This is a genomic window from Streptomyces sp. DS1-CR2, from assembly GCF_055760475.1.
Genome location: NZ_CM147085.1, coordinates 3,613,155 through 3,633,062, shown reverse-complemented (window position 1 = coordinate 3,633,062; position 19,908 = coordinate 3,613,155). Strand labels below are relative to the sequence as shown.

Below are 19,908 nucleotides of genomic sequence, written 5' to 3'. Positions count from 1 at the left end.
TGTGAGAGCCGTCGGACAACGGATGTGAGAGCCGTGGGGCGGCGGATGTGAGGCCCGTCGCATCCAGCCCCCGAGCCCCCGAGTCTGCCCCGGGAAGTGAGGGGTCCACCGGTAGGGTGGCCCGGTTGTCGTACGTACCCGACCGCTCCGATCATCGCCCCGTCCCGCGCCTCGTCGCCCCGTCCCCATACGCGTAACCCGCCAACCCGCCTCGTCGCCCCGTTCCCGCGCCCGTCGAACCCGGAGACCGTGACTACCACCGCCGCCACCGCCTCTTCCACCTCCTCCCACCACCTCTCACCCGCCTTCCCCGGCCGGGCCCCCTGGGGCACCGCGGGCAAGCTGCGTGCCTGGCAGCAAGGGGCCATGGAGAGGTACCTCCAGGAGCAGCCGCGCGACTTTCTCGCCGTCGCCACCCCGGGCGCCGGCAAGACGACGTTCGCGCTCACCCTCGCGTCCTGGCTGCTGCACCACCATGTCGTGCAGCAGGTGACCGTGGTCGCGCCGACCGAGCACCTGAAGAAGCAGTGGGCCGAGGCCGCCGCGCGCATAGGGATCAAGCTGGACCCGGAGTACAGCGCCGGGCCGCTCAACAAGGAGTACCAGGGCGTCGCCGTCACGTACGCGGGTGTGGGCGTGCGGCCGATGCTGCACCGCAACCGCTCCGAGCAGCGCAAGACCCTCGTCATCCTCGACGAGATCCACCACGCCGGTGACAGCAAGTCGTGGGGCGAGGCGTGCCAGGAGGCCTTCGAGCCGGCCACCCGCCGACTCGCCCTCACCGGTACGCCGTTCCGCTCTGACACCAACCCCATCCCCTTCGTCCAGTACGAAGAGGGCAGGGACGGCATCCGGCGCTCCTCCGCCGACTACACGTACGGCTACGGCAGCGCGCTCGGCGACGGCGTCGTGCGGCCCGTCATCTTCCTCTCCTACAGCGGCAACATGCGGTGGCGCACGAAGGCCGGTGACGAGATCGCCGCCCGGCTCGGCGAACCCATGACCAAGGACGCCATCAGCCAGGCCTGGCGCACGGCCCTCGACCCGCGCGGCGAGTGGATGCCGAGCGTGCTGCGCGCCGCCGACCAGCGGCTCACCGAGGTCCGCAAGGGCATCCCGGACGCCGGCGGTCTTGTCATCGCCGCCGACCAGGACTCCGCCCGCGCCTACGCCAAGCTGATCCGGGAGATCACCGGCACGAAGCCCACCACCGTCCTCTCCGACGACACCGGCGCGTCGAAGCGGATCGACGACTTCTCGGCGAGCAACGACCGCTGGATGGTCGCCGTCCGCATGGTGTCCGAGGGCGTCGACGTGCCCCGGCTCGCCGTGGGCGTCTACGCGACGACGATCTCGACCCCGCTCTTCTTCGCGCAGGCCGTGGGCCGTTTCGTACGTTCGCGGCGGCGCGGCGAGACCGCGTCCGTCTTCCTGCCCACCGTCCCCGACCTCCTCGGCTTCGCCAACGAGATGGAGGTCGAGCGCGACCATGTGCTCGACAAGCCGAAGAAGGACGGGGAGGAGGACCCCTACGCCGAGTCCGAGCAGGAGATGGACGAGGCGAACAAGCAGGAGGACGAGGACACGGGGGAGCAGGAGCAGTTCTCGTTCGAGGCGCTCGAGTCCGAGGCCACGTTCGACCGGGTCCTCTACGACGGTGCCGAGTTCGGCATGCAGGCCCACCCGGGGAGCGAGGAGGAGCAGGACTACCTCGGTATTCCCGGCCTCCTCGAACCCGACCAGGTGCAGATGCTGCTCCAGAAGCGGCAGGCCCGGCAGATCGCGCACAGCAAGAAGAAGCCGGACAGTGAGGCCGATCTCCTCGAGATGCCGGCCGAGCGGCGGCCCGTCGTCTCGCACAAGGAGCTCCTCGAACTCCGTAAGTCGCTGAACACGATGGTCGGGGCGTACGTACATCAGAGCGGCAAGCCGCATGGTGTCATCCACACCGAGCTGCGGCGGGTGTGCGGGGGGCCGCCGAGCGCGGAGGCCACGGCCGGGCAGTTGCGGCAGCGCATCGCAAAGGTCCAGGAGTGGGCCACCCGGATGAAGTGACGTCCCTCAAGGGGCGGCGTTGCGCGGGGTCTCTGTGACCCGTGGGGTTCGTGGGGCTCGCGCCGGGCGAGTCGCGCGCGCCGGGAATCGTGTGCGCTACGTGCAGAGGTGGTGCACGCTCCGTTGATCATGCCCCGCGTAACGGGGCAATCGGTACAGGTCAGGATAGTTACTGCCCGGATTCTGGACGGAGTCTTCCGCTGAGCGGGACGACCTCGCTACATTCCCGGCAACGCACACGCCCCGTGGCAGAGCCGCCGCGGAGCGCAGCCGGTGCGCCATGCGCCTCCGCCCGGGACCATCCGAACCGGGTCGATTGCCGACCGGCGGCCTCTGATGCGCGTCGCCCACGGGACCGGCGTCGCAACCGCCGCGGAGGGGGCCGCCGCCTTCACCACTAAGGAGTGGGCGTCGTGACCGCGGAGACCTCCCAGACGCTCGACCGGGGACTGCGTGTCCTCAAGCTGCTCGCCGACACCGACCACGGACTGACGGTCACCGAGCTGTCCAACAAGCTCGGCGTGAACCGCACCGTCGTGTACCGCCTGCTCGCCACGCTCGAGCAGCACGCCCTGGTCCGACGCGACCTCGGAGGCCGGGCGCGGGTGGGGCTCGGCGTGCTGCGCCTGGGCCGCCAAGTGCATCCGCTGGTCCGGGAGGCTGCGCTGCCGGCGCTGCGATCCCTTGCCGAGGACATCGGGGCCACCGCGCATCTGACGCTGGTCGATGGCTCGGAGGCGCTCGCCGTGGCCGTCGTCGAGCCGACCTGGACGGACTATCACGTGGCGTACCGGGCCGGTTTTCGGCATCCGCTCGACCGGGGGGCCGCGGGCCGCGCCATACTCGCTGCGCGGCAGGGGCTGGTGCCTGAGCCTGGTTACACGCTGACCCATGGGGAGCTCGAGGCCGGTGCCTGTGGCGCCGCGGCTCCGTTGGTGGGGGTGAGCGGGCTTGAGGGGAGTGTGGGGGTGGTGATGCTTTCGGACTCCGTCCCTGAGCGGGTGGGGCCGCGGGTTCTTGATGCGGCGCGGGAGGTTGCCGACGCGTTGCGCTAGGCGCGTTGCGGTGCCGGTTATTTGTGCGGGGTATCAGTGGCGGGCGTTTTGCGCAGTTCCCCGCGCCCCTGAGTGAAGCCGTCGGTTGTTCGCTGCGGGCTGGTTGTGGCTGGGTGCGCAGTTCCCCGCGCCCCTGAGTGAGGCGGTCCGTTGTTCGCTGCGGGCTGGTTGTGGCTGAGCGCGCAGTTCCCCGCGCCCCTATGGGGCGCCCTCGTCATGGGGCGCCCTCGTCATGGGGCGCCCTCGTCTCGTCTGGCCCTCGCGTTAGATTGGGGCCGTGCTTCTCTCTCGGATTTCTCGGCCCAGGGCCCTTGCCGTTTGTGCTCTGCCTGTGGTGGCTCTGCTTGCCGTGGCGGGGTTTGCGCCGTTGCCGTTCGCGCTGGCGCAGCCCGGGCCGACCACCGATGTGCTCGGGGATTCGAAGGGGAAGCCCGTCATCGAGATTTCCGGGGCGCCCACCCGGGACACCACGGGGAAGCTGCGCATGGTGACGATCGTGGCGACCGGGCCCGACGCGGACGTGAGTCTGGGCGACGTCGTCGACAGCTGGTTCCGTACGGACCGTGCCGTCATGCCCCGCGACGCCGTATACCCCTCGGGCGACTCCACCAAGGAGATCGAGCAGCACAACCTCGGCGAGATGAAGAAGTCGCAGGACTCCGCGACCGAGGCCGCGCTCGGCTTTCTGGGCAAGTCCCCGGACGAGGTGAAGGTGGACCTCCAGCTCGCTGACGTCGGCGGGCCGAGCGCGGGGCTCTTCTTCTCCCTCGGCATCGTCGACAAGCTGGACGGCAACGGCAGCGGGGGCGATCTCACGGGCGGCCGTTCCATCGCCGGTACGGGCACCATCACCTCCGGCGGAAAGGTCGGCGCCGTCGGCGGGGTGTCGCTCAAGACGCAGGCCGCCTGGCGCGACGGCGCCAAGGTGTTCCTGGTGCCGAGGGCGGAGTGCGGCGACGCCAAGGCCGAGTTGCCCAAGGGCATGCGGCTGATCCCCGTGACGACGCTGCGGGGCGCGGTCTCCGCGCTGACGGCCCTGGACAAGGGTGACGGGAGCAAGGTCCCCAGCTGCTGAACCCCTGCCCCCAGCTGCTGAACCCCTGCCCCCAGCTGCTGAATCCCTGCCCCCAGCAGCCGGATCAGCTCACTTGGACCCAGGGCCGGCTCACTCCGTCACCGACCCAGGGCCGGTTCACTCCGTCACGAACCCCTCCTTCACCAGCCAGTCCTTCGCCACGCTGTGCGGGTCCTGGCCCTCGACGTCCACCTTCGCGTTCAGCTCCTGCGCGACCGTGTTGTTGAGCTTCTTCGTGATCGGCTCGATGACCTTCGCCATCGCCGGATACTTCTCCAGGGACTTGGTGTTCATCTCCGGGGCCGCGTTGTAGTTCGGGAAGAAGTGCTTGTCGTCCGCCATCACCCTGAGCTTCATCGCCCTGATGCGGCCGTCGGTCGTGAAGACCTCGCCGAAGGTGCAGGTGCCCTTCGCGACCTGCGTGTAGATGATCCCGGTGTCCATCTGCGTGACGTTCGCGGTCGGGATCTTCATGCCGTACGCCTTCTCCATGCCGTGCAGCCCGTCCGCACGGTTGGCGAACTCGCTCTCCACGCACAGCGTTACGGCCTTGGGGTTCTTCTTGGCGAGGGCGGCCACGTCCGAGAGGGTCTTCGTGCCGTACTTCTTGAAGTTGGCCTCGTTCATGGCCAGCGCGTACGTGTTGTTGAGCGCGGACTTCGGCAGCCAGGTGATGCCGTTCTTGAGGTCGGCGTCGTGCACGGCCTGCCACTGGGCCTGCGGGTCCGGGATGGGGGTGGAGTGGCCCAGGTAGGTGATCCAGGCGGTGCCCGTGTATTCGTACATCCCGTCCGCGTCACCGTTCTTGATGGCCTCGCGGGCGCCGATGGAGCCCTGGATGCCGGTGCGGTCGAGGACGTCGGCGCCGGCCGCCTTGAAGGCGATGCCCATCATGGCGCCGAGGATCAGCTGTTCGGTGAACTCCTTGGACGTGACAGTGATGTTGGCGCCCTTGAGCGGCTCGCCCTTGCCGATCGAGCCCGGTTTCACCTCGTCGACCAGCGGGCTGCCGCTGGTCAGTCCGCAGCCTGCGAGCAGTGACGCGACGAGGCCCGCTGCCGCCGCCGCACGGGACGTACGCCTCATGTCCGCACCTCCAGTCCGCGTGGCCGCAGAAGGAGTTCGGCGAGGGAGGCCAGCCAGTCCACGAGCAGGGCCAGCGCGACGGTCAGGATCGAGCCGAGCACCAGGACCGGCATGCGCTGGTTGGTGATGCCGGTGGTGATCAGGACGCCGAGCCCGCCACCGCCGCCGAACGTGGCGAGGGTCGCCGTGCCGACGTTCAGGACGAGCGCCGTGCGCACGCCCGCGAGGATCAGCGGTACGGCCAGCGGGAGTTCGACCTTGGTGAGGACGCCGAACGGTGACATGCCGATACCGCGCGCCGATTCGAGGAGAGTGGGGTCGTTCGCCTTCAGGCCCGCGATGGTGTTGGAGAGCACGGGCAGGATCGCGTAGATGATGATGCCGATCAGGGCCGACCGCCGGCCGATGCCCAGCCAGATCACCAGCAGGGCGAGCAGGCCGATCGCGGGGGTGGCCTGGCCCATGTTGGCGAAGGCGAGGGCGAACGGGGTCGCCTTGCGGAACATCCTGCGGGTCAGCAGGATGCCCAGCGGGATCGCGATGATCAGCACGAAGAACGTGGAGACCACCGTCAGGTAGATGTGCTGCTTGACGAGCTTCCACACCTGACCGCCCGAGATGGCGTTCTCGCTGATCGTGTCCAGGGTGGCCTGCTGGAACCAGATCCAGGTGGCCAGCAGCACGGCCGCGATCACGACCGGCAGGAACGTGAGCTTCTGCCAGGAGATCCGGCGCTTCTCGCGGGCCGGCGGCGGTGGTGGCGCCTCCTGCTCGGCCTCGCCCTCGTCGCGGAACGCGACGCCCTTCACCTCGTGCTCGCCCTCCGGACGCTTGCCCGGAGGCGACTTGGGGGTGTTCACGCCTTCAGTCCCCCCTCGCCTTCCTGCTCCTGATGGGTCTGCTGGGCCCGCAGTTCCTCCAGTTCGTGCTGGTGCTCCACGGCCTCGAGCCGGTCGGCGTCCAGGAGTTCGTGTACGGAGTTCATCAGCGTCTCCACGTCGACGACGCCCTCGTACTCGCCGCGCCGCCCGGTGACCGCGACACGTCCCGCGCTGTCGGTCAGGACCGCTTCGAGCGCGTCGCGCAGGGTCGCGTCCCGGGTCACCGTGTCGTGCACGAGGGTGCCCGCGCGGGCCAGTGACCCCTTGGCGCGCATCAGGTCGCCGCGCCGCAGCCACTTGTAGGGGCGGCGCCGCTTGTCGAGCAGGAGCAGTTCGTTCGTGCCCGCGTCGCGCAGCGTGTCGAAGATGGCCTGGAGGGGGTCGTCGACCTGGACCGTCGGGTAGTCGGTGATCTCCACGTCCCGTACGCGGGTGAGGTTGAGGCGCTTGAGGGCGGCGCCTGCGCCGACGAAGCCGGACACGAAGTCGTCGACGGGGTTGGTGAGGATGGCCTCGGGGGTGTCGAACTGGGCGATGTGCGAGCGCTCGCGCAGGACCACGATGCGGTCGCCGATCTTGATCGCCTCGTCGAAGTCGTGCGTGACGAACACGATCGTCTTGTGCAGCTCCCGCTGGAGGCGGATCAGCTCGTCCTGGAGGTGGTCGCGGGTGATCGGGTCGACCGCGCCGAACGGCTCGTCCATCAGGAGTACGGGCGGGTCGGCCGCCAACGCCCGTGCCACGCCGACGCGTTGCTGCTGACCTCCGGAGAGCTGGCGCGGATAGCGGCTGCGGAACTCGCCGGGATCGAGACCGACCAGGTCCAGCATCTCCTCGACGCGCGCCTTGATCTTCGACTTGGACCAGCCGATCATCTTCGGCACCAGGGCGATGTTCTGCGCGACCGTCATGTGCGGGAAGAGGCCCGAGGCCTGGATCGCGTAGCCGATCTTGCGCCGGAGCTTCACCGGATCCATGTCCGTGACGTCCTCGCCACCGATCCTGATCCGGCCGCTGGTCGGCTCGATGAGCCGGTTGATCATCTTGAGGAGGGTGGTCTTGCCGCCACCCGAGGGCCCTACGAAGATGACGGTCTCGCCCGCCTTGATCTCCAGACTGACGTTGTCCACGGCGGGCGCGGCGGATCCGGGGTAGCGCTTGGTGAGGTTCTCCAATTCGATCGTCGCCCCGGTCGTGGAACCGGGCTCCCCGGCACCGCCGTCGGCGGTTGCGGTCGCCGTGGCGGTCGCCTTGGGAGTCTCGGGCAAGGAATCAGACACGGATCCCCCTCGGGATGGTCAGGCGGCCGATGAGGACGTACGCGGCGTCGAAAAGGAGCGCGAGGATGATGATGCCGACCGTGCCCGCGAGCACCTGGTTCAGTGCGTTCTTGCTGCCCAGGGACGCGATGCCGCGGAAGATCTCGTTGCCGAGCCCGGGTCCGGACGCGTAGGCCGCGATGGCGGCGATGCCCATCAGCATCTGGGTGGAGACCCGGATCCCGGTGAGGATCGGCGGCCAGGCGAGCGGCAGCTCCACCTTGGCGAGCCGGGCCGTGCGGGACATGCCGATGCCGCGCGCCGCGTCGATCAGGGAGGGGTCCACGCCCCGCAGGCCCACGATCGAGTTCCGCACGATGGGCAGCAGCCCGTACAGGGTGAGCGAGACGACCGTCGGCGGGACGCCGAGGCCGACGATCGGGATGAGGAGACCGATCATGGCGAGCGAGGGGATCGTCAGGATGGTCGAGGTCGTCGTGGTGGCGAGGTTGCCCGCCCACTCGCTGCGGTAGGTGACCACACCGATCACCACGCCGATGACGGTCGCGACGACCATGCACTGGAAGACCACGCTGGCGTGCTGGTAGGCGTCCGCCAGCAGCTGCTGATGGGCTGTGCTGATGTAGTCCCAGAAGTTCACGGGCCTCACCTCCTTGCGCCGGGCTGTCGTCCGGCCGGCATCAGCCGGTGGTCCGGGGTTGTCCCCGGGAAGACGCAGCGCCGGCACTCACCTCGTCCGGGCGGGCTCCGCGAGCGGCAAGGACCTGCGCGTCAGGAATCCGACGAGGCCTGCTCCACGAGCGGGATGATCCGCAGTGGAACGGGGTTCTCCATGACGATCGCGGTGGAAGCCCGGACGATGCCATCAAAACCCACGACCCGGTCGATCACACGCTGGAGATCGGCGTTCGAGCGGGCCACGAGACGGCACAGCATGTCGCCGGTGCCGGTCGTCGTGTGGAGTTCGAGGACCTCGGGGACGGTCGTCAAGTGCGCCCTGACGTCGCGGCCTTGGCCCTGCCGGATCTGCAGCGTGGCGAACGCCGTGACCGGATAGCCGAGGGCCGCCGGGTCGACCTGAGGTCCGAAGCCGCGGATGACTCCGTTCGACTGAAGCCGGTCGAGGCGCGCCTGCACGGTGCCGCGCGCGACCCCCAGGCGCCGGGACGCCTCAAGCACCCCGATCCGGGGCTCGCGCGCGAGCAGCAGGATCAGCTGCCCGTCCAGATGATCGATCGCCATACGGGCCTCCGTGGTGGTCATCCTGTACAGATCGCCCGCCCATATTGACGCTCCACTGAGCAGATTGACCACCGGAATCACCAACTATTGCGCACCTTGTGGTTCGGAGAGAGTCTCGGGCCATGGCAGCTACTTCTGCGAACATCCAGCCCACCCCCGACACCGCGCGCGAGGCCGACTCCTTCCCGGTGAAGGGAATGGACGCGGTCGTCTTCGCCGTGGGCAACGCCAAACAGGCCGCCCACTACTACTCGACCGCCTTCGGCATGAAGCTCGTGGCCTACTCGGGCCCGGAGAACGGCAGCCGCGAGACGGCCTCCTACGTGCTCACGAACGGCTCCGCCCGCTTCGTGTTCACCTCCGTCATCAAGGTCTCCACCGACTGGGGCCAGTTCCTCGCCGACCATGTGGCCGAGCATGGCGACGGCGTCGTCGACCTCGCCATCGAGGTCCCGGACGCCCGCGCCGCGTACGCGTACGCCGTCGAGCACGGCGCCCGCGGCATCACCGAGCCGTACGAGTCCAAGGACGAGCACGGCACCGCCGTGCGCGCCGCGATCGCCACGTACGGCCAGACCCGCCACACGCTCGTCGAGCGCACCGGGTACGACGGCCCGTACCTGCCGGGCTTCGCGGCCGCCGAGCCGATCGTCGCGCCGCCGGCCAAGCGGACCTTCCAGGCCATCGACCACTGCGTCGGCAACGTCGAGCTCGGCCGGATGAACGAGTGGGTGGCGTTCTACAACAAGGTCATGGGCTTCACGAACATGAAGGAGTTCGTGGGCGACGACATCGCGACCGAGTACAGCGCCCTGATGTCGAAGGTCGTCGCGGACGGCACGCTCAAGGTCAAGTTCCCGATCAACGAGCCGGCCATCGCCAAGAAGAAGTCCCAGATCGACGAGTACCTGGAGTTCTACGGCGGCGCCGGCGTCCAGCACATCGCGCTCGCCACGAACGACATCGTCGAGTCCGTACGCACCATGCGCGCCGCGGGCGTCCAGTTCCTCGACACCCCCGACTCGTACTACGACACGCTCGGCGAGTGGGCCGGCGAGACGCGCGTGCCCGTCGAGACCCTGCGCGAGGAGAAGATCCTCGTCGACCGCGACGAGGACGGCTACCTGCTGCAGATCTTCACCAAGCCGGTCCAGGACAAGCCGACCGTCTTCTTCGAGATGATCGAGCGGCACGGCTCGATGGGCTTCGGAAAGGGCAACTTCAAGGCGCTCTTCGAGGCGATCGAGCGCGAGCAGGACAAGCGCGGCAATCTGTAGAGAGCGCGTCTAGGCTGGTCTCATGGCCAGGATCAATGACGTGGGCGGCATGACAGGGTTCGGCGCCATCGACACCAGTGACGACGCCGAGCCCTTTCACGCGGACTGGGAGGCGCGCGTCTTCGCTCTCCAGCGCGCGCTCCTCGTCAAAGGGGTCTTCAACCTCGACGAGTTCAGGGACGCCATCGAGACGATGCCGCCGGGCGAGTACCTCGCGGCCTCGTACTACGAGCGGTGGTTCCACGCGATCCGCACGCTCCTCGAACGCAAGGGCGTCATCGAGGAAGGGGCGCTGCGCGATGACTGACCGCTTCGCGGCCGGTGCCCACGTCCGCACGTACCCGCACGACCCGCCGCACCACACGCGCCTGCCGCGGTACGCCCGTGGCAAGCGCGGCGTCGTGGTCGAGCCGGAGGGCCGGGCGCCGCTCGCCGACGTGCGCGCGCAGGGGCGGGACGACGCCCCCGTCGAGATGATCTACGCGGTCCGGTTCGCGGCGCGCGAGCTGTGGGGCGAGGGCGACCACCACGTCGTACTCGACCTGTCGGAGAGCTATCTGAGGGAGGCCGAGTGATGTCCGGTACACACGAGGACGCGGTGATCTCCCGTCAGGTACGGCGCCTGGAAAGCCTGTTGGAGGCGCGGGGCATCGTCGGGGGCGACACCGTCGACGAGGTCATCGACGGGTTCCTGGCGGGCGCCTCGCCCGTGAACGGCGCGAAGGTCGTGGCCCGCGCGTGGACCGACCCGGCCTACCGCGAGCGGCTCCTCGCCGACGGCACCGCGGCGGTGGGCGAACTGGGCTTCTCCGCCGGGGGAGTTCAGAAGCAGCGGCTGCGCGTCGTCGAGAACACCGCCGACACGCACAACGTCGTCGTCTGCACGCTGTGCTCCTGCTATCCCCTGCGCCTGCTCGGGCCCTCGCCCGGCTGGTACAAGAGCGAGGCGTACCGCTCCCGCGTCGTGCGGGACCCGCGCGGCGTCCTCGACGAGTTCGGAGTGACGCTCCCGGAGGCCGTGGACATCACGGTCTGGGACTCCAGCGCGGAGACGCGGTACATGGTCCTGCCCAGGCGCCCCGCGGGAACGGACCGCCTGAGCGAGGAAGAACTGGCATCCCTGATCACGCGGAACGGGCTCATCGGGACCGGTGTGATTTAGTCGGGTGTGCTCTAGGGGGCCGAGGTCCCGGGTCCCGGGGGTTACGCGCCTGGGGACTTGGGCGCCTGAGGAGCCTGCGGGGACGACGGCTTGGCCGGGGCTGCCGGAGGCGTGGCCGGCGGGGCCGCGGACTTGGGCGGCGCGACGGGGGCGGCCGGGCGGGCCGCGGGGCTTTCGCCCGCCGGGCGCCGGGATTCGGGGCGCTCGGGGGCCGGGCTCCGGGGCGCCGCGTGGGGCCCCGACGACGGTGCCGCGTTCGCCTCGGTCTCCCGCACCCTTTCGGGCGGCCCGTCGGCCGACGGGCCGCCCAGTGCGGCCAGCGCCTCCTTCGCGAGCGGGGCCAGCAGCGGCGAGAACGCCGGGTTGATGCGCAGGGCCTCACCGATGTGCCGGCGGGCGGGCCCGTCCAGCTCCAACTCCCTTTCCACTTCCCCCCGGTGGTAGGCGATCAGCGCACTGCGTACGGTGCCCCCGTGCTCCGGGTCCGTCGCGCGCTTCGCGTACTTCAGCGCCTCTTTGTCGTCGCCCGCCTTGTGCAGCGCCCAGCCCAGCGCGTCCGCGCTCTGCACGCTCGGCGCCCGCTCCCACTCGGCCCGCAGCCGGGTCACGGCCGCCCGCGGGTCCCCGTGGTCCGCCTCGAACCGGCCGAGGAGGAGCGAGTCGTCGACCCCGTTCGCCCCGTCCGCGTCCACCCGCTTCCGTAGCAGGTCGTACTGCTCCTTCGCCGCGTCGCCGAACCCGATCGACTCGAACAACTCGCCCAGTTCCAGGGCGTATTCGGGCCTCGGGCGCTTGGCGAGCACGCTCCGGTACGCCTGGAGCGCCTTCGTCGTACGGCCCAGCGACGTCAGGGCGCGGCCCTTCCCGGCGAGCGACGCGTCCTGGTCGGGGTCGGCCGCGAGGGCCTGGGTGAAGTAGTCCAGCGCCTGTGCGGGCTCGCCCCGCTCCCACGCCAGCTCGCCCACCCGGTGCAGACACGCGGCCTGCTCGGACGGTGTCGGGGCGAGCGCCGCCGCGTCGGTCAGCGACGCGAGCGCGTCCTCACGCCAGCCGCGGGCCCGGTAGACCTGCCCCTCGCGTGCCATCACGGCCGCGCCCGAGCGCAGCTTCGTCAGCTTCTCCAGGGCCCGGTCCACGGCCTTGTAGTCCCCGAGCTGCCCGTAGGCGTCGATGAGCAGTGGATACGTCGTCCACCGCTTCGGCGCCAGCTTCTCGGACGCCTCGCCCCACTTCTTCGCGGCGCGGTAGTCGTGCCGCGCGTTGGCGAGCGCGGCGAGCCCGTTCAGGGCGTCCACGTTCCCGGCGGGCCGCGTCTTCAGCGAGGTCCGCAGGGCGCGCTCCGCCTTCGGGTAGTACGCCGAGTCGGCCGTCCGCAGCCCCCGCTCCACGTAGGCGGCCCCGAGCACCGCCCACGACCGGTCGTCACGCGGATGGGCCCGCAGATACGACTCGCGCTCCCCGATGAGCACCGTCAGATCGGGCAGCGACGCGGCGGCCCCCGCGGCCGCCGCGTCCATCGCCCGCCCGGCGGACCCTGGCGCGGACTCCGGCGCGGGCGGCGTCGCGTGCTCCGGCGAGGAGGGCAGCACCAGCAGGACACCGCCGAGCACCACGGACCCCGCGACGGCGCTGATCAGCACGCGCCTCACCAGCGGGGACAGCCGGCGCCCCGGCTCGTGACCCGTGGCCGGCCGCTCCGCATCGATCTGCCCGATCTCCTCGGTCTTCATGGCGCACACTGTGCGTCAATACGAAGAGCACATCACGGCAACATCCCGGCACGTGAAGGGCGTCTCAGACGGGTTCACACCGATGGCCCCGAGTGCGACGCTGTGATCATGAGCCGCACACTCACCGAACGACTTCAGGAAGGCCTCCCGGCCGGGGCGGTCCTCACCGACCCCGACGTCACGGCCTCGTACGCCAACGACATGGCCAGCTTCTGCGCCGCGGGCGCGCCCGCCGTCGTGGTGCTGCCCCGCACCGTCGAGCAGGTCCAGCACGTGATGCGCACGGCGACCGAGCTGCGCGTCCCGGTCGTCCCGCAGGGCGCCCGCACGGGCCTGTCCGGCGCGGCCAACGCGTCCGAGGGCTGCGTCGTGCTGTCCCTGGTCAAGATGGACCGCATCCTGGAGATCAATACCGTCGACCGGATCGCGGTCGTCGAGCCGGGCGTCATCAACGCCACGCTCTCCCGGGCCGTCAACGAAAAGGGCCTCTACTACCCGCCGGACCCGTCCAGTTGGGAAATGTGCACCATCGGCGGGAACATCGGCACGGCATCGGGCGGCCTGTGCTGCGTGAAGTACGGGGTGACGGCGGAGTACGTCCTCGGGCTCGACGTCGTCCTCGCCGACGGCCGGCTCCTGTCCACGGGACGCCGCACCGCCAAGGGCGTCGCGGGCTACGACCTCACGCGTCTGTTCGTCGGTTCCGAGGGCAGCCTCGGCATCGTCGTACGGGCCACGCTCGCGCTCAGGCCCGAGCCGCCGCAGCAGCTGGTCCTGGCCGCCGAATTCGCCTCCACGGACGCCGCCTGCGACGCCGTCTGCAAGATCATGGAGGGCGGTCACGTCCCGTCACTGCTCGAACTCATGGACCGTACGACCGTGAAGGCCGTCAACGCGATGGCGAACATGGGGCTGCCCGAGACCACCGAGGCGCTGCTCCTCGCGGCCTTCGACACCCTCGACCCGGCCGCCGACCTCGCCGCTGTCGGCGCCCTGTGCGAAGCCGCGGGCGCGACCCAGGTCGTCCCCGCCGAGGACGCCGCCGAGTCCGAACTCCTCCTCCAGGCCCGGCGCCTCTCACTCACCGCGCTCGAAGCCGTCAAGGGCACGACGATGATCGACGACGTGTGCGTGCCGCGCTCGAGGCTCGCCGAGATGCTCAGTGGCGTCGACCGTATCGCCGAGAAGTACGACCTGACGATCGGCGTCTGCTGCCACGCGGGCGACGGCAACACGCACCCCACCGTCTGCTTCGACGCCCAGGACGCCGACGAGGGCCGACGGGCCCGCGAGTCCTTCGACGAGATCATGGCGCTCGGTCTGGAACTCGGCGGGACCATCACCGGCGAACACGGCGTCGGCGTCCTCAAGAAGGAGTGGCTGGCGCGCGAGCTCGGCCCGGTCGGCATCGAGATGCAGCGCGCCGTCAAGGCGGCCTTCGACCCGCTCGGCCTGCTCAACCCGGGCAAGCTCTTCTGACGCCCGCCGCTCCTGAAGCGTTCTCCTGCTCGCATCCACCCCCGTGGGACGCGCGCTCACTCACCGTCCACGGACTCGTCCGAGGGCCACGGGTCGCGCAGCCACAGCTCGTCGACGCGGCCCGGGGTGGGGGCGAGCAGCTCGGCGAGGCCGTCGTCGATGCCGAGCCGCTCGGACTCAGAGCCCGGAGGGACCACCCGCAGCGTCCGCTCCAGCCACGAGGACACGGCGGCGGCGGGCGCTTCCAGGAGCGCGTCGCCTTCCGGTGAACTCAGCGCCATGAGGACGACGCTGCGGCGGTCGACCTTCGTCGGCCACACGCGCACGTCCCCGTGCCCGCACGGCCGGAACACCCCCTCCACCAGCAACTCGCGCGCGAACGTCCAGTTGACCGGGTTACCGGAGCCGATGTGAAAGGCGATGTGGACGGCGTACGGGTCGTCGGTCCGGTAGGTGAGGCGGGCAGGGACGGGGATGCTGCGTTCGGGCGACAGGACGAGCCTCAGCTCGAGTTCACGTTCCACCACGGTGTGCATGTCGTGCGTTTCCTCTCCTCGTACGGGTCGTGCGGGGGCACGCGAGAGCGGGCCCGTGCAAGGAGAGAGGGCGAAGGGCGCGGAGCATTACGCGAGTTCCGGAAAGTTTTTCCGGCGTCCCCGGAAAGTAGTCCGTACGGGCGGACCCGCCCGGTGGCGGTCGGTGGTCTGATAGATGTGGACCCCCAACAAAACCCCCGAGCAGATACGGGACGACGGACATGAGCGCCCCAACTCCGGCCCCCGGCGACGACAGCCCCCGCGACGGGTACTACCCCGATCCGTCCATTCCCGGATATGTCCGGTACTGGAACGGTGCCGCGTGGGTGCCCGGCACGAGCCGCCCGGCCCCGTCCGACGGCGAACCCCTCGCCGCCCCCGCCGGGGTGACCCCGGCCCCCGCCCCAGAGCCCGCCCCCGCCCCTTCGCTTTCGCCCTCTCCTTCGCCTTCGCCCGTCGAGGAGACCGGCCCGGTCTTCCTCGACGAGGAGCCGGAGCGGTACTCGGACGAGCCGGCCGCACCCGAACCCGCCACGGCCTGGCAGGCGGACGCGTCCCGCCAGACCGGCTTCGGCGGCGAGCAGGACCGCCGTGTGTCCTGGGGCGCCGACCCGCGCGTGCCTGCTCCGCAGCAGCATCAGGAGGAGCACGCGGACGGTGCGGTCACGAACCGCCCGGCACAGCCGGAGCCCCCGACGCCGCCCACGGACGGGACCGTCACGTTCCGCCGCCCCACGGCGCCCGTGGACCGCCCCGAGGGCACGATGACGATGCGAGCGCTGCCCGCTCGGCAGGTGCCGGGCCAGCAAGGGCCTGCGGTACAGGGCCAGCAGGGTCAGGGTCAGGGCCAAGGCCAGGGTCAGCAGGTTCAGGGGCAGCAGGCTCAGCCCCAACCGCCCATCGCCCAGCACTCGCAGGCGGCCCAGCAGCCCGCGCCCCAGCAGGCCGACCCCCAGCCCAGGCCCGGCTCCCAGCCGCAGCCTCAGCCGCAAGCGGGCTTCGCCCCGCAGGGGCCGGCTCAACAACCCCAGGCCCAGCAGGCGCAGGGCCGCCAGGCGCACGCCGCACCAGCCGCCCCCCTCCACCCGCACGCGCCCCACGCACCCCAGGCCCCCACCCCGGCGCAGCAGCCCCAGGCCGGCCGCCCCGGCGCGGTCCCGCCGCAGGCCGCCGGTGCCGCATCCGCCGCCCCCATGACCTCCGGCCCCGGCGGCGGCTCGCCGTCCTGGGCGCAGCAGGTGCACCAGCTCGCCCAACCCGGTCGGTCCGGGCAGCTCGGCCAGTCCGCTCAGCCCGCCGCAGGCGAACCCGCGGAGCCGGAAGGCCCCGTCACGCCGTGGAAGCCCGTGGCGAACGACCCGTTCCTGGCGGCAGCCCAGGCACAGGCATCGGCGCGGCCCGCAGGGCCCGGCAAGCGTCTCGCGGCTCGGCTCATCGACACGGTGGTGCTCGGCGCGATCACCGCGGTGGCGGCCGTCCCGCTCGGGACCAAGGCCGTCGACCACATCGACGGGAAGATCGACGCGGCGAAGGCGTCGGGCCGCCAGGCCACGGTCTGGCTGCTGGACGGCACGACCGGCGCCTACCTGGGTATCGTCCTCGCCGTCCTCCTCGTCGCCGGTGTCCTCTACGAGGCCCTGCCGACCGCCAAGTGGGGCCGCACCCTGGGCAAGAGGGTGTGCGGGCTCCAGGTGCGGGACATCGAGGAGCACGAGGCGCCCACGTTCGGCGCGGCGCTTCGGCGCTGGCTGGTGTACTGCGTGACGGGCCTGCTGGCCATCGGCGTCGTCGGCGTGCTGTGGTGCCTGTTCGACCGACCGTGGCGCCAGTGCTGGCACGACAAGGCGGCCCGTACGTTCGTCGCGGGCTGACCCCCGCCGTCCCGCCCGGCCACCGCAGGGGCGAGTCGTCGTACCCCGGACGGCGGCTCGCCGGATGCGGAATCGGGGGGTTCGCGGTCGACTCGGGCCATGAGCACCGATCCGCCGCCCCCCGGCTCAGGCCAGCCCCCGGAAGACGACCCGTTCAGAAAGCCACCGCCGTCCCAGAGCGGCGGTGGCTCACCGTACGACGGCCCGCAGGACCCGTACGGGACCCCCCAGGACCCGCAGAACCCCCAGGGCCCTCAGAACCCCCAGGGCCCCCAGAACCCCCCGGGCCCGGGGAACCCGTACGACTCCGGGCCGCCCCCGCCCGGCGGCACTCCACCACCCCCGTACGGCGGCGGCGGTGAAGGAGGCCCCTACGGGGGTGACCCCTATGGCGGCGGCCCCTACGGGGATGACCCGCTGGCCGGGATGCCGCCCCTGGCGGACAGCGGCAAGCGCGTGCTCGCGCGGATCATCGACATCATCCTGGTCAGCATCGTCGTGGGGCTGCTGTCCTGGGCGTTCGGGATCGCCGAGTACCAGACGAACCCCGACAAGATCCAGTACGGCAGGCAGTTCGGCCAGTCCGTCCTCGCCGCGGTCCTCTATATCGGGTACGACACGTTCATGACCGCGAAGACCGGCCAGACCCTGGGCAAGCGGCTGCTCAAGCTGCGCGTGGCGAACCTCAACGACGGGGCCACGCCCAGCGTCCAGACCAACCTGGTGCGCGCCGCGGTCCTGTGGCTGCCGGCGGTGTTCTGCTGCGCCTGCATCTGGACCGCGATCTGCGGCGGCTGGAGCTTCTTCGACAAGCCCTACAAGCAGGGCCTGCACGACAAGGCCGCGAAGACGGTGGTGGTCAGCACCGGCTGAGCAGACGCGGGGCGGTGTTTCCGGCGGGTCCGTGGATCACGGGCCCGCCGTTCCGCGTGTGCCGGACGGCGCGACCTCGTACACGGACTCGGGGGCGGCCTGCGGGGCGGCCGCGGGCACGACGGCCCGCTGCACCGGCACCCGCTCCTCCGTGACGACCCCGGCGTCGGCGGTCCCGGGTGCCGGCGCGGCGGCGGGCCGCGACTTCGGCAGGGGGACCGTCAGCGCCACGAGAAGACCGAGGCCGAGTGCGGCCAGGGCGATGACCGCGACGCCGAGGCCCGAACTCGTCTGCGACAACAGCAGCATGGCGAGTGTCGAGAAGATCACGGTCGCGGAACCGTAGGCGAGCTGTGCGGCAGTCGGACGCGGCATGGCGTTATCCGTCCTCGGGACAGCGGATGCTTGCTTCACTGGCGTATAGCAGGAGCCATTGGCAGCTGCATATGTAAGGGGTGCGGAGCCGGGTCGACTTGGCCGTGGCGCGCCGTCAAATGACTCTAATCCGACGCATGCCCGAGGAGAACGGGCGGTAAGCGTGACCTAACCCACGGTGCCGGTGCACGGGGGGCGCACGGAGTCACCGAGTCCACGAAGTGGACGGTTCGGCGCGCCCGTTGGGGGGGGAAGCCTGCGTCCGGATACCGGTGCCGCACCACTGCATAGTGCAGTCCAGTTGCCTCAGCCAAGGTCCGCTATTTCTCCTTCATCTCCGGTCAAATAGCGTCACTTGTGATACGTGGCTGACAGGCCACGGAGGAGGGGATCCATCAAGTGACCGCCAAGGGGCGGGCGTTGAGATCCGCCGCCGTGCTCGTGACGCCGGCGGCGACCGCGGCTGCCTGATCGGTCCTCGCGACGGGCGCCCAGGTCGACCCCCCGGCCGTAGGAAGCTCCACGTCGCACGCCAAGACGTACGGGGCAAGGGGCACGTCATCGGCGGCCCCTTCAGTCAGCAGATGGAGCAGCAGCGCAAGGCCGCGCTGGAGCAGGTGCTCTCCGGGAGGTCGAAGGTCGTCAAGCGCGACGGCTCGCAGGTCAAGCTGGGCGTTCCGGTCTTCGGCGACCACAAGGGCACGTACTGGTACAAGGAGAACGCGACCGGCAGTGTCCAGACAACTGACACCAACACCCGGATCTCGATCGTCGGGCAGCCGCTCGACGGCTCGTCGATCACGGTGAAGGTGGGCCCCTCGGCGAAGTAGTCCACATCGCCGCAGGTCAGAGCATGATCGGCCGAAGGCCTCTAGCGGGCGGCGGCCGATCGTGTTTAGGTGCGTCCTGTGGGTTTCTTATTGACACTACGTCTCACGGGGGTGTGACAGTCATGTCCGCAGGAGGGTTCTGCAAGCTGCCGAACGGCACCGTGGTGGTGGCGCTGACCGTGCCGAGCCCGTCGCCGGACGACGGTGCGGTACGGGTCCTGGTGCACGCGGCGAACCGCGCCCGCGCCCTGACCCGGCTGCGCAACCTGGGCCTGCGGGCGATCTACCTGAGGGGCAACGCGGAGCCCCCCACACCGGACGAGATCACGGCGGTCCTGCACCACCCGGACGGCCTGCTCTGGCGAGCCGCCCCCCACTGCACGGCAGGCGAACTCTGGCACCCGATCAGAGCCCTCCTGAGACCGAGACAGTCCGGCCGGGCCGGCTACTCCAGCTCAGCCTCCACCCCGGCACCCAGCCCCTCCGGCGTTTGAGGGGAGTAAGGCTCAGACGACAGGCTTGCCGCTGAGCTCCACCCCGGCGCCCCGCATCTCCTCCAGCGCCGCCGCAGTGGTCCCCGCAGCCACCCCGGCCGTCAGATCAAGCAGCACCTGAGCCCGAAACCCCTCCCGCACCGCGTCCAGCGCGGTGGCGCGAACGCAGTGATCCGTGGCGAGCCCGACCACATCCACATCGGTGATCCCCCGGGCCCGGAGCCAGTCCGCCAAGGTCACCCCGTTCTCGTCGAGCCCCTCGAACCCGCTGTAGGCGGCCGCGTACGCCCCCTTGTCGAAGACGGCGTCGATCGCCCCGGACGCGACGACGGGCGCGAAGTTCGGGTGGAACCCGATGCCCTCCGTGCCCGCCACGCAGTGCGGGGGCCAGGAGTGGACGTAGTCCGGGGACTCGGAGAAGTGGTCACCGGGCGCGATGTGGTGATCGCGGGTGGCCACGACGTGCCGGTACCCCGCGGGCGCCTGCCCGATCAGCTCGGTGACGGCCGCGGCCACATCGGCCCCGCCCGCCACCGCGAGGCTGCCGCCCTCACAGAAGTCGTTCTGCACATCTACGACGATCAAGGCGCGGCGCATAGCGGGTGTC

General features: G+C 70.6%; 21 protein-coding genes. 12 read left to right on the top strand and 9 right to left on the bottom strand.

Annotated elements, in window-relative coordinates; translation table 11 throughout:
• Positions 1-249: 249 nt before the first annotated feature.
• From ACY0PA_RS17745 to ACY0PA_RS17735, 3 genes are all read left to right on the top strand, one after another.
• Entirely contained in the window at positions 250-2,055 is a 1,806-nt protein-coding gene (locus tag ACY0PA_RS17745) for a DEAD/DEAH box helicase (RefSeq protein WP_473085535.1), read from the top strand.
• A gap of 413 nt (positions 2,056-2,468) precedes the next feature.
• Positions 2,469-3,110 carry an IclR family transcriptional regulator gene (locus ACY0PA_RS17740; protein ID WP_100593951.1) on the top strand — a complete coding sequence of 214 codons (642 nt, stop codon included), beginning with the start codon at positions 2,469-2,471 and terminating at the stop codon, positions 3,108-3,110.
• Positions 3,111-3,387: 277 nt separating this feature from the next.
• Positions 3,388-4,185: a S16 family serine protease gene (locus ACY0PA_RS17735; protein ID WP_473085534.1), complete on the top strand. Its 798-nt coding sequence runs from the start codon at positions 3,388-3,390 to the stop codon at positions 4,183-4,185.
• Positions 4,186-4,302: 117 nt separating this feature from the next.
• On the opposite strand, the gene ACY0PA_RS17730 is transcribed toward ACY0PA_RS17735, so the two are convergent.
• The 5 genes from ACY0PA_RS17730 to ACY0PA_RS17710 form a co-directional block, all read right to left on the bottom strand.
• The gene (locus ACY0PA_RS17730; protein WP_473085533.1) at positions 4,303-5,271 is read right to left on the bottom strand and encodes a glycine betaine ABC transporter substrate-binding protein; all 969 of its coding nucleotides are present in this window, start codon (positions 5,269-5,271) and stop codon (positions 4,303-4,305) included.
• Positions 5,268-6,131: an ABC transporter permease gene (locus ACY0PA_RS17725; RefSeq protein ID WP_473085532.1), complete on the bottom strand. Its 864-nt coding sequence runs from the start codon at positions 6,129-6,131 to the stop codon at positions 5,268-5,270. The genes ACY0PA_RS17730 and ACY0PA_RS17725 overlap by 4 nt, the downstream gene beginning before the upstream one ends.
• Positions 6,128-7,432 (bottom strand): betaine/proline/choline family ABC transporter ATP-binding protein, encoded by a 1,305-nt coding sequence (locus ACY0PA_RS17720; protein ID WP_473085531.1) that lies wholly within the window; start codon positions 7,430-7,432, stop codon positions 6,128-6,130. Before ACY0PA_RS17720 ends, ACY0PA_RS17725 begins: the two co-directional genes overlap by 4 nt.
• Positions 7,425-8,072 (bottom strand): ABC transporter permease, encoded by a 648-nt coding sequence (locus ACY0PA_RS17715; protein ID WP_473085530.1) that lies wholly within the window; start codon positions 8,070-8,072, stop codon positions 7,425-7,427. The genes ACY0PA_RS17720 and ACY0PA_RS17715 overlap by 8 nt, the downstream gene beginning before the upstream one ends.
• A 131-nt stretch (positions 8,073-8,203) precedes the next feature.
• Complete coding sequence (locus tag ACY0PA_RS17710) at positions 8,204-8,674, bottom strand: Lrp/AsnC family transcriptional regulator (RefSeq protein ID WP_473085529.1); 471 nt, start codon at positions 8,672-8,674, stop codon at positions 8,204-8,206.
• A gap of 122 nt (positions 8,675-8,796) precedes the next feature.
• Between ACY0PA_RS17710 and hppD the strand changes: the two genes are divergently transcribed.
• Genes hppD through nthA form a run of 4 tightly spaced genes read left to right on the top strand, consistent with a single transcriptional unit; the run spans position 8,797 to position 11,113 of the window.
• Positions 8,797-9,951, top strand: coding sequence for a 4-hydroxyphenylpyruvate dioxygenase (gene hppD, locus ACY0PA_RS17705; protein WP_473085528.1), 1,155 nt, complete (start codon positions 8,797-8,799; stop codon positions 9,949-9,951).
• A gap of 22 nt (positions 9,952-9,973) precedes the next feature.
• Positions 9,974-10,258, top strand: a complete 285-nt coding sequence (locus ACY0PA_RS17700) for an SH3-like domain-containing protein (protein ID WP_100593958.1) — start codon at positions 9,974-9,976, stop codon at positions 10,256-10,258.
• A complete protein-coding gene (locus tag ACY0PA_RS17695) occupies positions 10,251-10,526 on the top strand; it encodes an SH3-like domain-containing protein (RefSeq protein WP_100593959.1) in 276 nt (91 codons plus the stop codon). The genes ACY0PA_RS17700 and ACY0PA_RS17695 overlap by 8 nt, the downstream gene beginning before the upstream one ends.
• Entirely contained in the window at positions 10,526-11,113 is a 588-nt protein-coding gene (gene nthA / locus ACY0PA_RS17690) for a nitrile hydratase subunit alpha (RefSeq protein WP_473085527.1), read from the top strand. The genes ACY0PA_RS17695 and nthA overlap by 1 nt, the downstream gene beginning before the upstream one ends.
• A 41-nt stretch (positions 11,114-11,154) precedes the next feature.
• Here the strand turns inward: nthA and ACY0PA_RS17685 are convergent, their stop codons facing one another.
• Positions 11,155-12,843 (bottom strand): tetratricopeptide repeat protein, encoded by a 1,689-nt coding sequence (locus tag ACY0PA_RS17685; protein ID WP_473085526.1) that lies wholly within the window; start codon positions 12,841-12,843, stop codon positions 11,155-11,157.
• A 108-nt stretch (positions 12,844-12,951) separates the two neighbouring features.
• On the opposite strand from ACY0PA_RS17685, the gene ACY0PA_RS17680 reads away from it, so the two are divergent.
• Positions 12,952-14,322 (top strand): FAD-binding oxidoreductase, encoded by a 1,371-nt coding sequence (locus ACY0PA_RS17680; protein ID WP_473085525.1) that lies wholly within the window; start codon positions 12,952-12,954, stop codon positions 14,320-14,322.
• 56 nt (positions 14,323-14,378) lie between these two features.
• Here ACY0PA_RS17680 and ACY0PA_RS17675 read toward each other — a convergent pair whose 3' ends face one another.
• On the bottom strand, positions 14,379-14,858 hold the full coding sequence (locus ACY0PA_RS17675) for an SsgA family sporulation/cell division regulator (RefSeq protein ID WP_473085524.1): 480 nt from the start codon (positions 14,856-14,858) through the stop codon (positions 14,379-14,381).
• A gap of 221 nt (positions 14,859-15,079) precedes the next feature.
• Here ACY0PA_RS17675 and ACY0PA_RS17670 point away from each other — a divergent pair, with 221 nt between their 5' ends.
• Positions 15,080-16,729, top strand: coding sequence for an RDD family protein (locus tag ACY0PA_RS17670; RefSeq protein ID WP_473085523.1), 1,650 nt, complete (start codon positions 15,080-15,082; stop codon positions 16,727-16,729).
• A 99-nt stretch (positions 16,730-16,828) separates the two neighbouring features.
• Positions 16,829-17,602, top strand: coding sequence for an RDD family protein (locus ACY0PA_RS17665; protein ID WP_473085522.1), 774 nt, complete (start codon positions 16,829-16,831; stop codon positions 17,600-17,602).
• 36 nt (positions 17,603-17,638) lie between these two features.
• On the opposite strand, the gene ACY0PA_RS17660 is transcribed toward ACY0PA_RS17665, so the two are convergent.
• Entirely contained in the window at positions 17,639-17,977 is a 339-nt protein-coding gene (locus ACY0PA_RS17660; RefSeq protein WP_473085521.1) for a hypothetical protein, read from the bottom strand.
• Positions 17,978-18,561: 584 nt separating this feature from the next.
• Here ACY0PA_RS17660 and ACY0PA_RS17655 point away from each other — a divergent pair.
• The gene (locus ACY0PA_RS17655; protein ID WP_473086650.1) at positions 18,562-18,807 is read left to right on the top strand and encodes a hypothetical protein; all 246 of its coding nucleotides are present in this window, start codon (positions 18,562-18,564) and stop codon (positions 18,805-18,807) included.
• A 122-nt stretch (positions 18,808-18,929) separates the two neighbouring features.
• Entirely contained in the window at positions 18,930-19,301 is a 372-nt protein-coding gene (locus tag ACY0PA_RS17650; RefSeq protein WP_473085520.1) for a hypothetical protein, read from the top strand.
• Positions 19,302-19,313: 12 nt separating this feature from the next.
• On the opposite strand, the gene ACY0PA_RS17645 is transcribed toward ACY0PA_RS17650, so the two are convergent.
• Entirely contained in the window at positions 19,314-19,898 is a 585-nt protein-coding gene (locus ACY0PA_RS17645) for an isochorismatase family protein (protein WP_473085519.1), read from the bottom strand.
• Positions 19,899-19,908 lie beyond the last annotated feature (10 nt).

Excerpts from the sequence above, each read along its gene's own strand:
- ACY0PA_RS17730 (WP_473085533.1), bottom strand. The coding sequence starts at position 5,271 with ATGAGGCGTACGTCCCGTGCGGCGGCGGCAGCGGGCCTCGTCGCGTCA.
- ACY0PA_RS17710 (WP_473085529.1), bottom strand. The coding sequence starts at position 8,674 with ATGGCGATCGATCATCTGGACGGGCAGCTGATCCTGCTGCTCGCGCGC.
- hppD (WP_473085528.1), top strand. The coding sequence starts at position 8,797 with ATGGCAGCTACTTCTGCGAACATCCAGCCCACCCCCGACACCGCGCGC.
- ACY0PA_RS17700 (WP_100593958.1), top strand. The coding sequence starts at position 9,974 with ATGGCCAGGATCAATGACGTGGGCGGCATGACAGGGTTCGGCGCCATC.
- ACY0PA_RS17695 (WP_100593959.1), top strand. The coding sequence starts at position 10,251 with ATGACTGACCGCTTCGCGGCCGGTGCCCACGTCCGCACGTACCCGCAC.
- nthA (WP_473085527.1), top strand. The coding sequence starts at position 10,526 with ATGTCCGGTACACACGAGGACGCGGTGATCTCCCGTCAGGTACGGCGC.
- ACY0PA_RS17685 (WP_473085526.1), bottom strand. The coding sequence starts at position 12,843 with ATGAAGACCGAGGAGATCGGGCAGATCGATGCGGAGCGGCCGGCCACG.
- ACY0PA_RS17680 (WP_473085525.1), top strand. The coding sequence starts at position 12,952 with ATGAGCCGCACACTCACCGAACGACTTCAGGAAGGCCTCCCGGCCGGG.
- ACY0PA_RS17675 (WP_473085524.1), bottom strand. The coding sequence starts at position 14,858 with ATGCACACCGTGGTGGAACGTGAACTCGAGCTGAGGCTCGTCCTGTCG.
- ACY0PA_RS17670 (WP_473085523.1), top strand. The coding sequence starts at position 15,080 with ATGAGCGCCCCAACTCCGGCCCCCGGCGACGACAGCCCCCGCGACGGG.
- ACY0PA_RS17665 (WP_473085522.1), top strand. The coding sequence starts at position 16,829 with ATGAGCACCGATCCGCCGCCCCCCGGCTCAGGCCAGCCCCCGGAAGAC.
- ACY0PA_RS17660 (WP_473085521.1), bottom strand. The coding sequence starts at position 17,977 with ATGCCGCGTCCGACTGCCGCACAGCTCGCCTACGGTTCCGCGACCGTG.
- ACY0PA_RS17655 (WP_473086650.1), top strand. The coding sequence starts at position 18,562 with ATGGAGCAGCAGCGCAAGGCCGCGCTGGAGCAGGTGCTCTCCGGGAGG.
- ACY0PA_RS17650 (WP_473085520.1), top strand. The coding sequence starts at position 18,930 with ATGTCCGCAGGAGGGTTCTGCAAGCTGCCGAACGGCACCGTGGTGGTG.
- ACY0PA_RS17645 (WP_473085519.1), bottom strand. The coding sequence starts at position 19,898 with ATGCGCCGCGCCTTGATCGTCGTAGATGTGCAGAACGACTTCTGTGAG.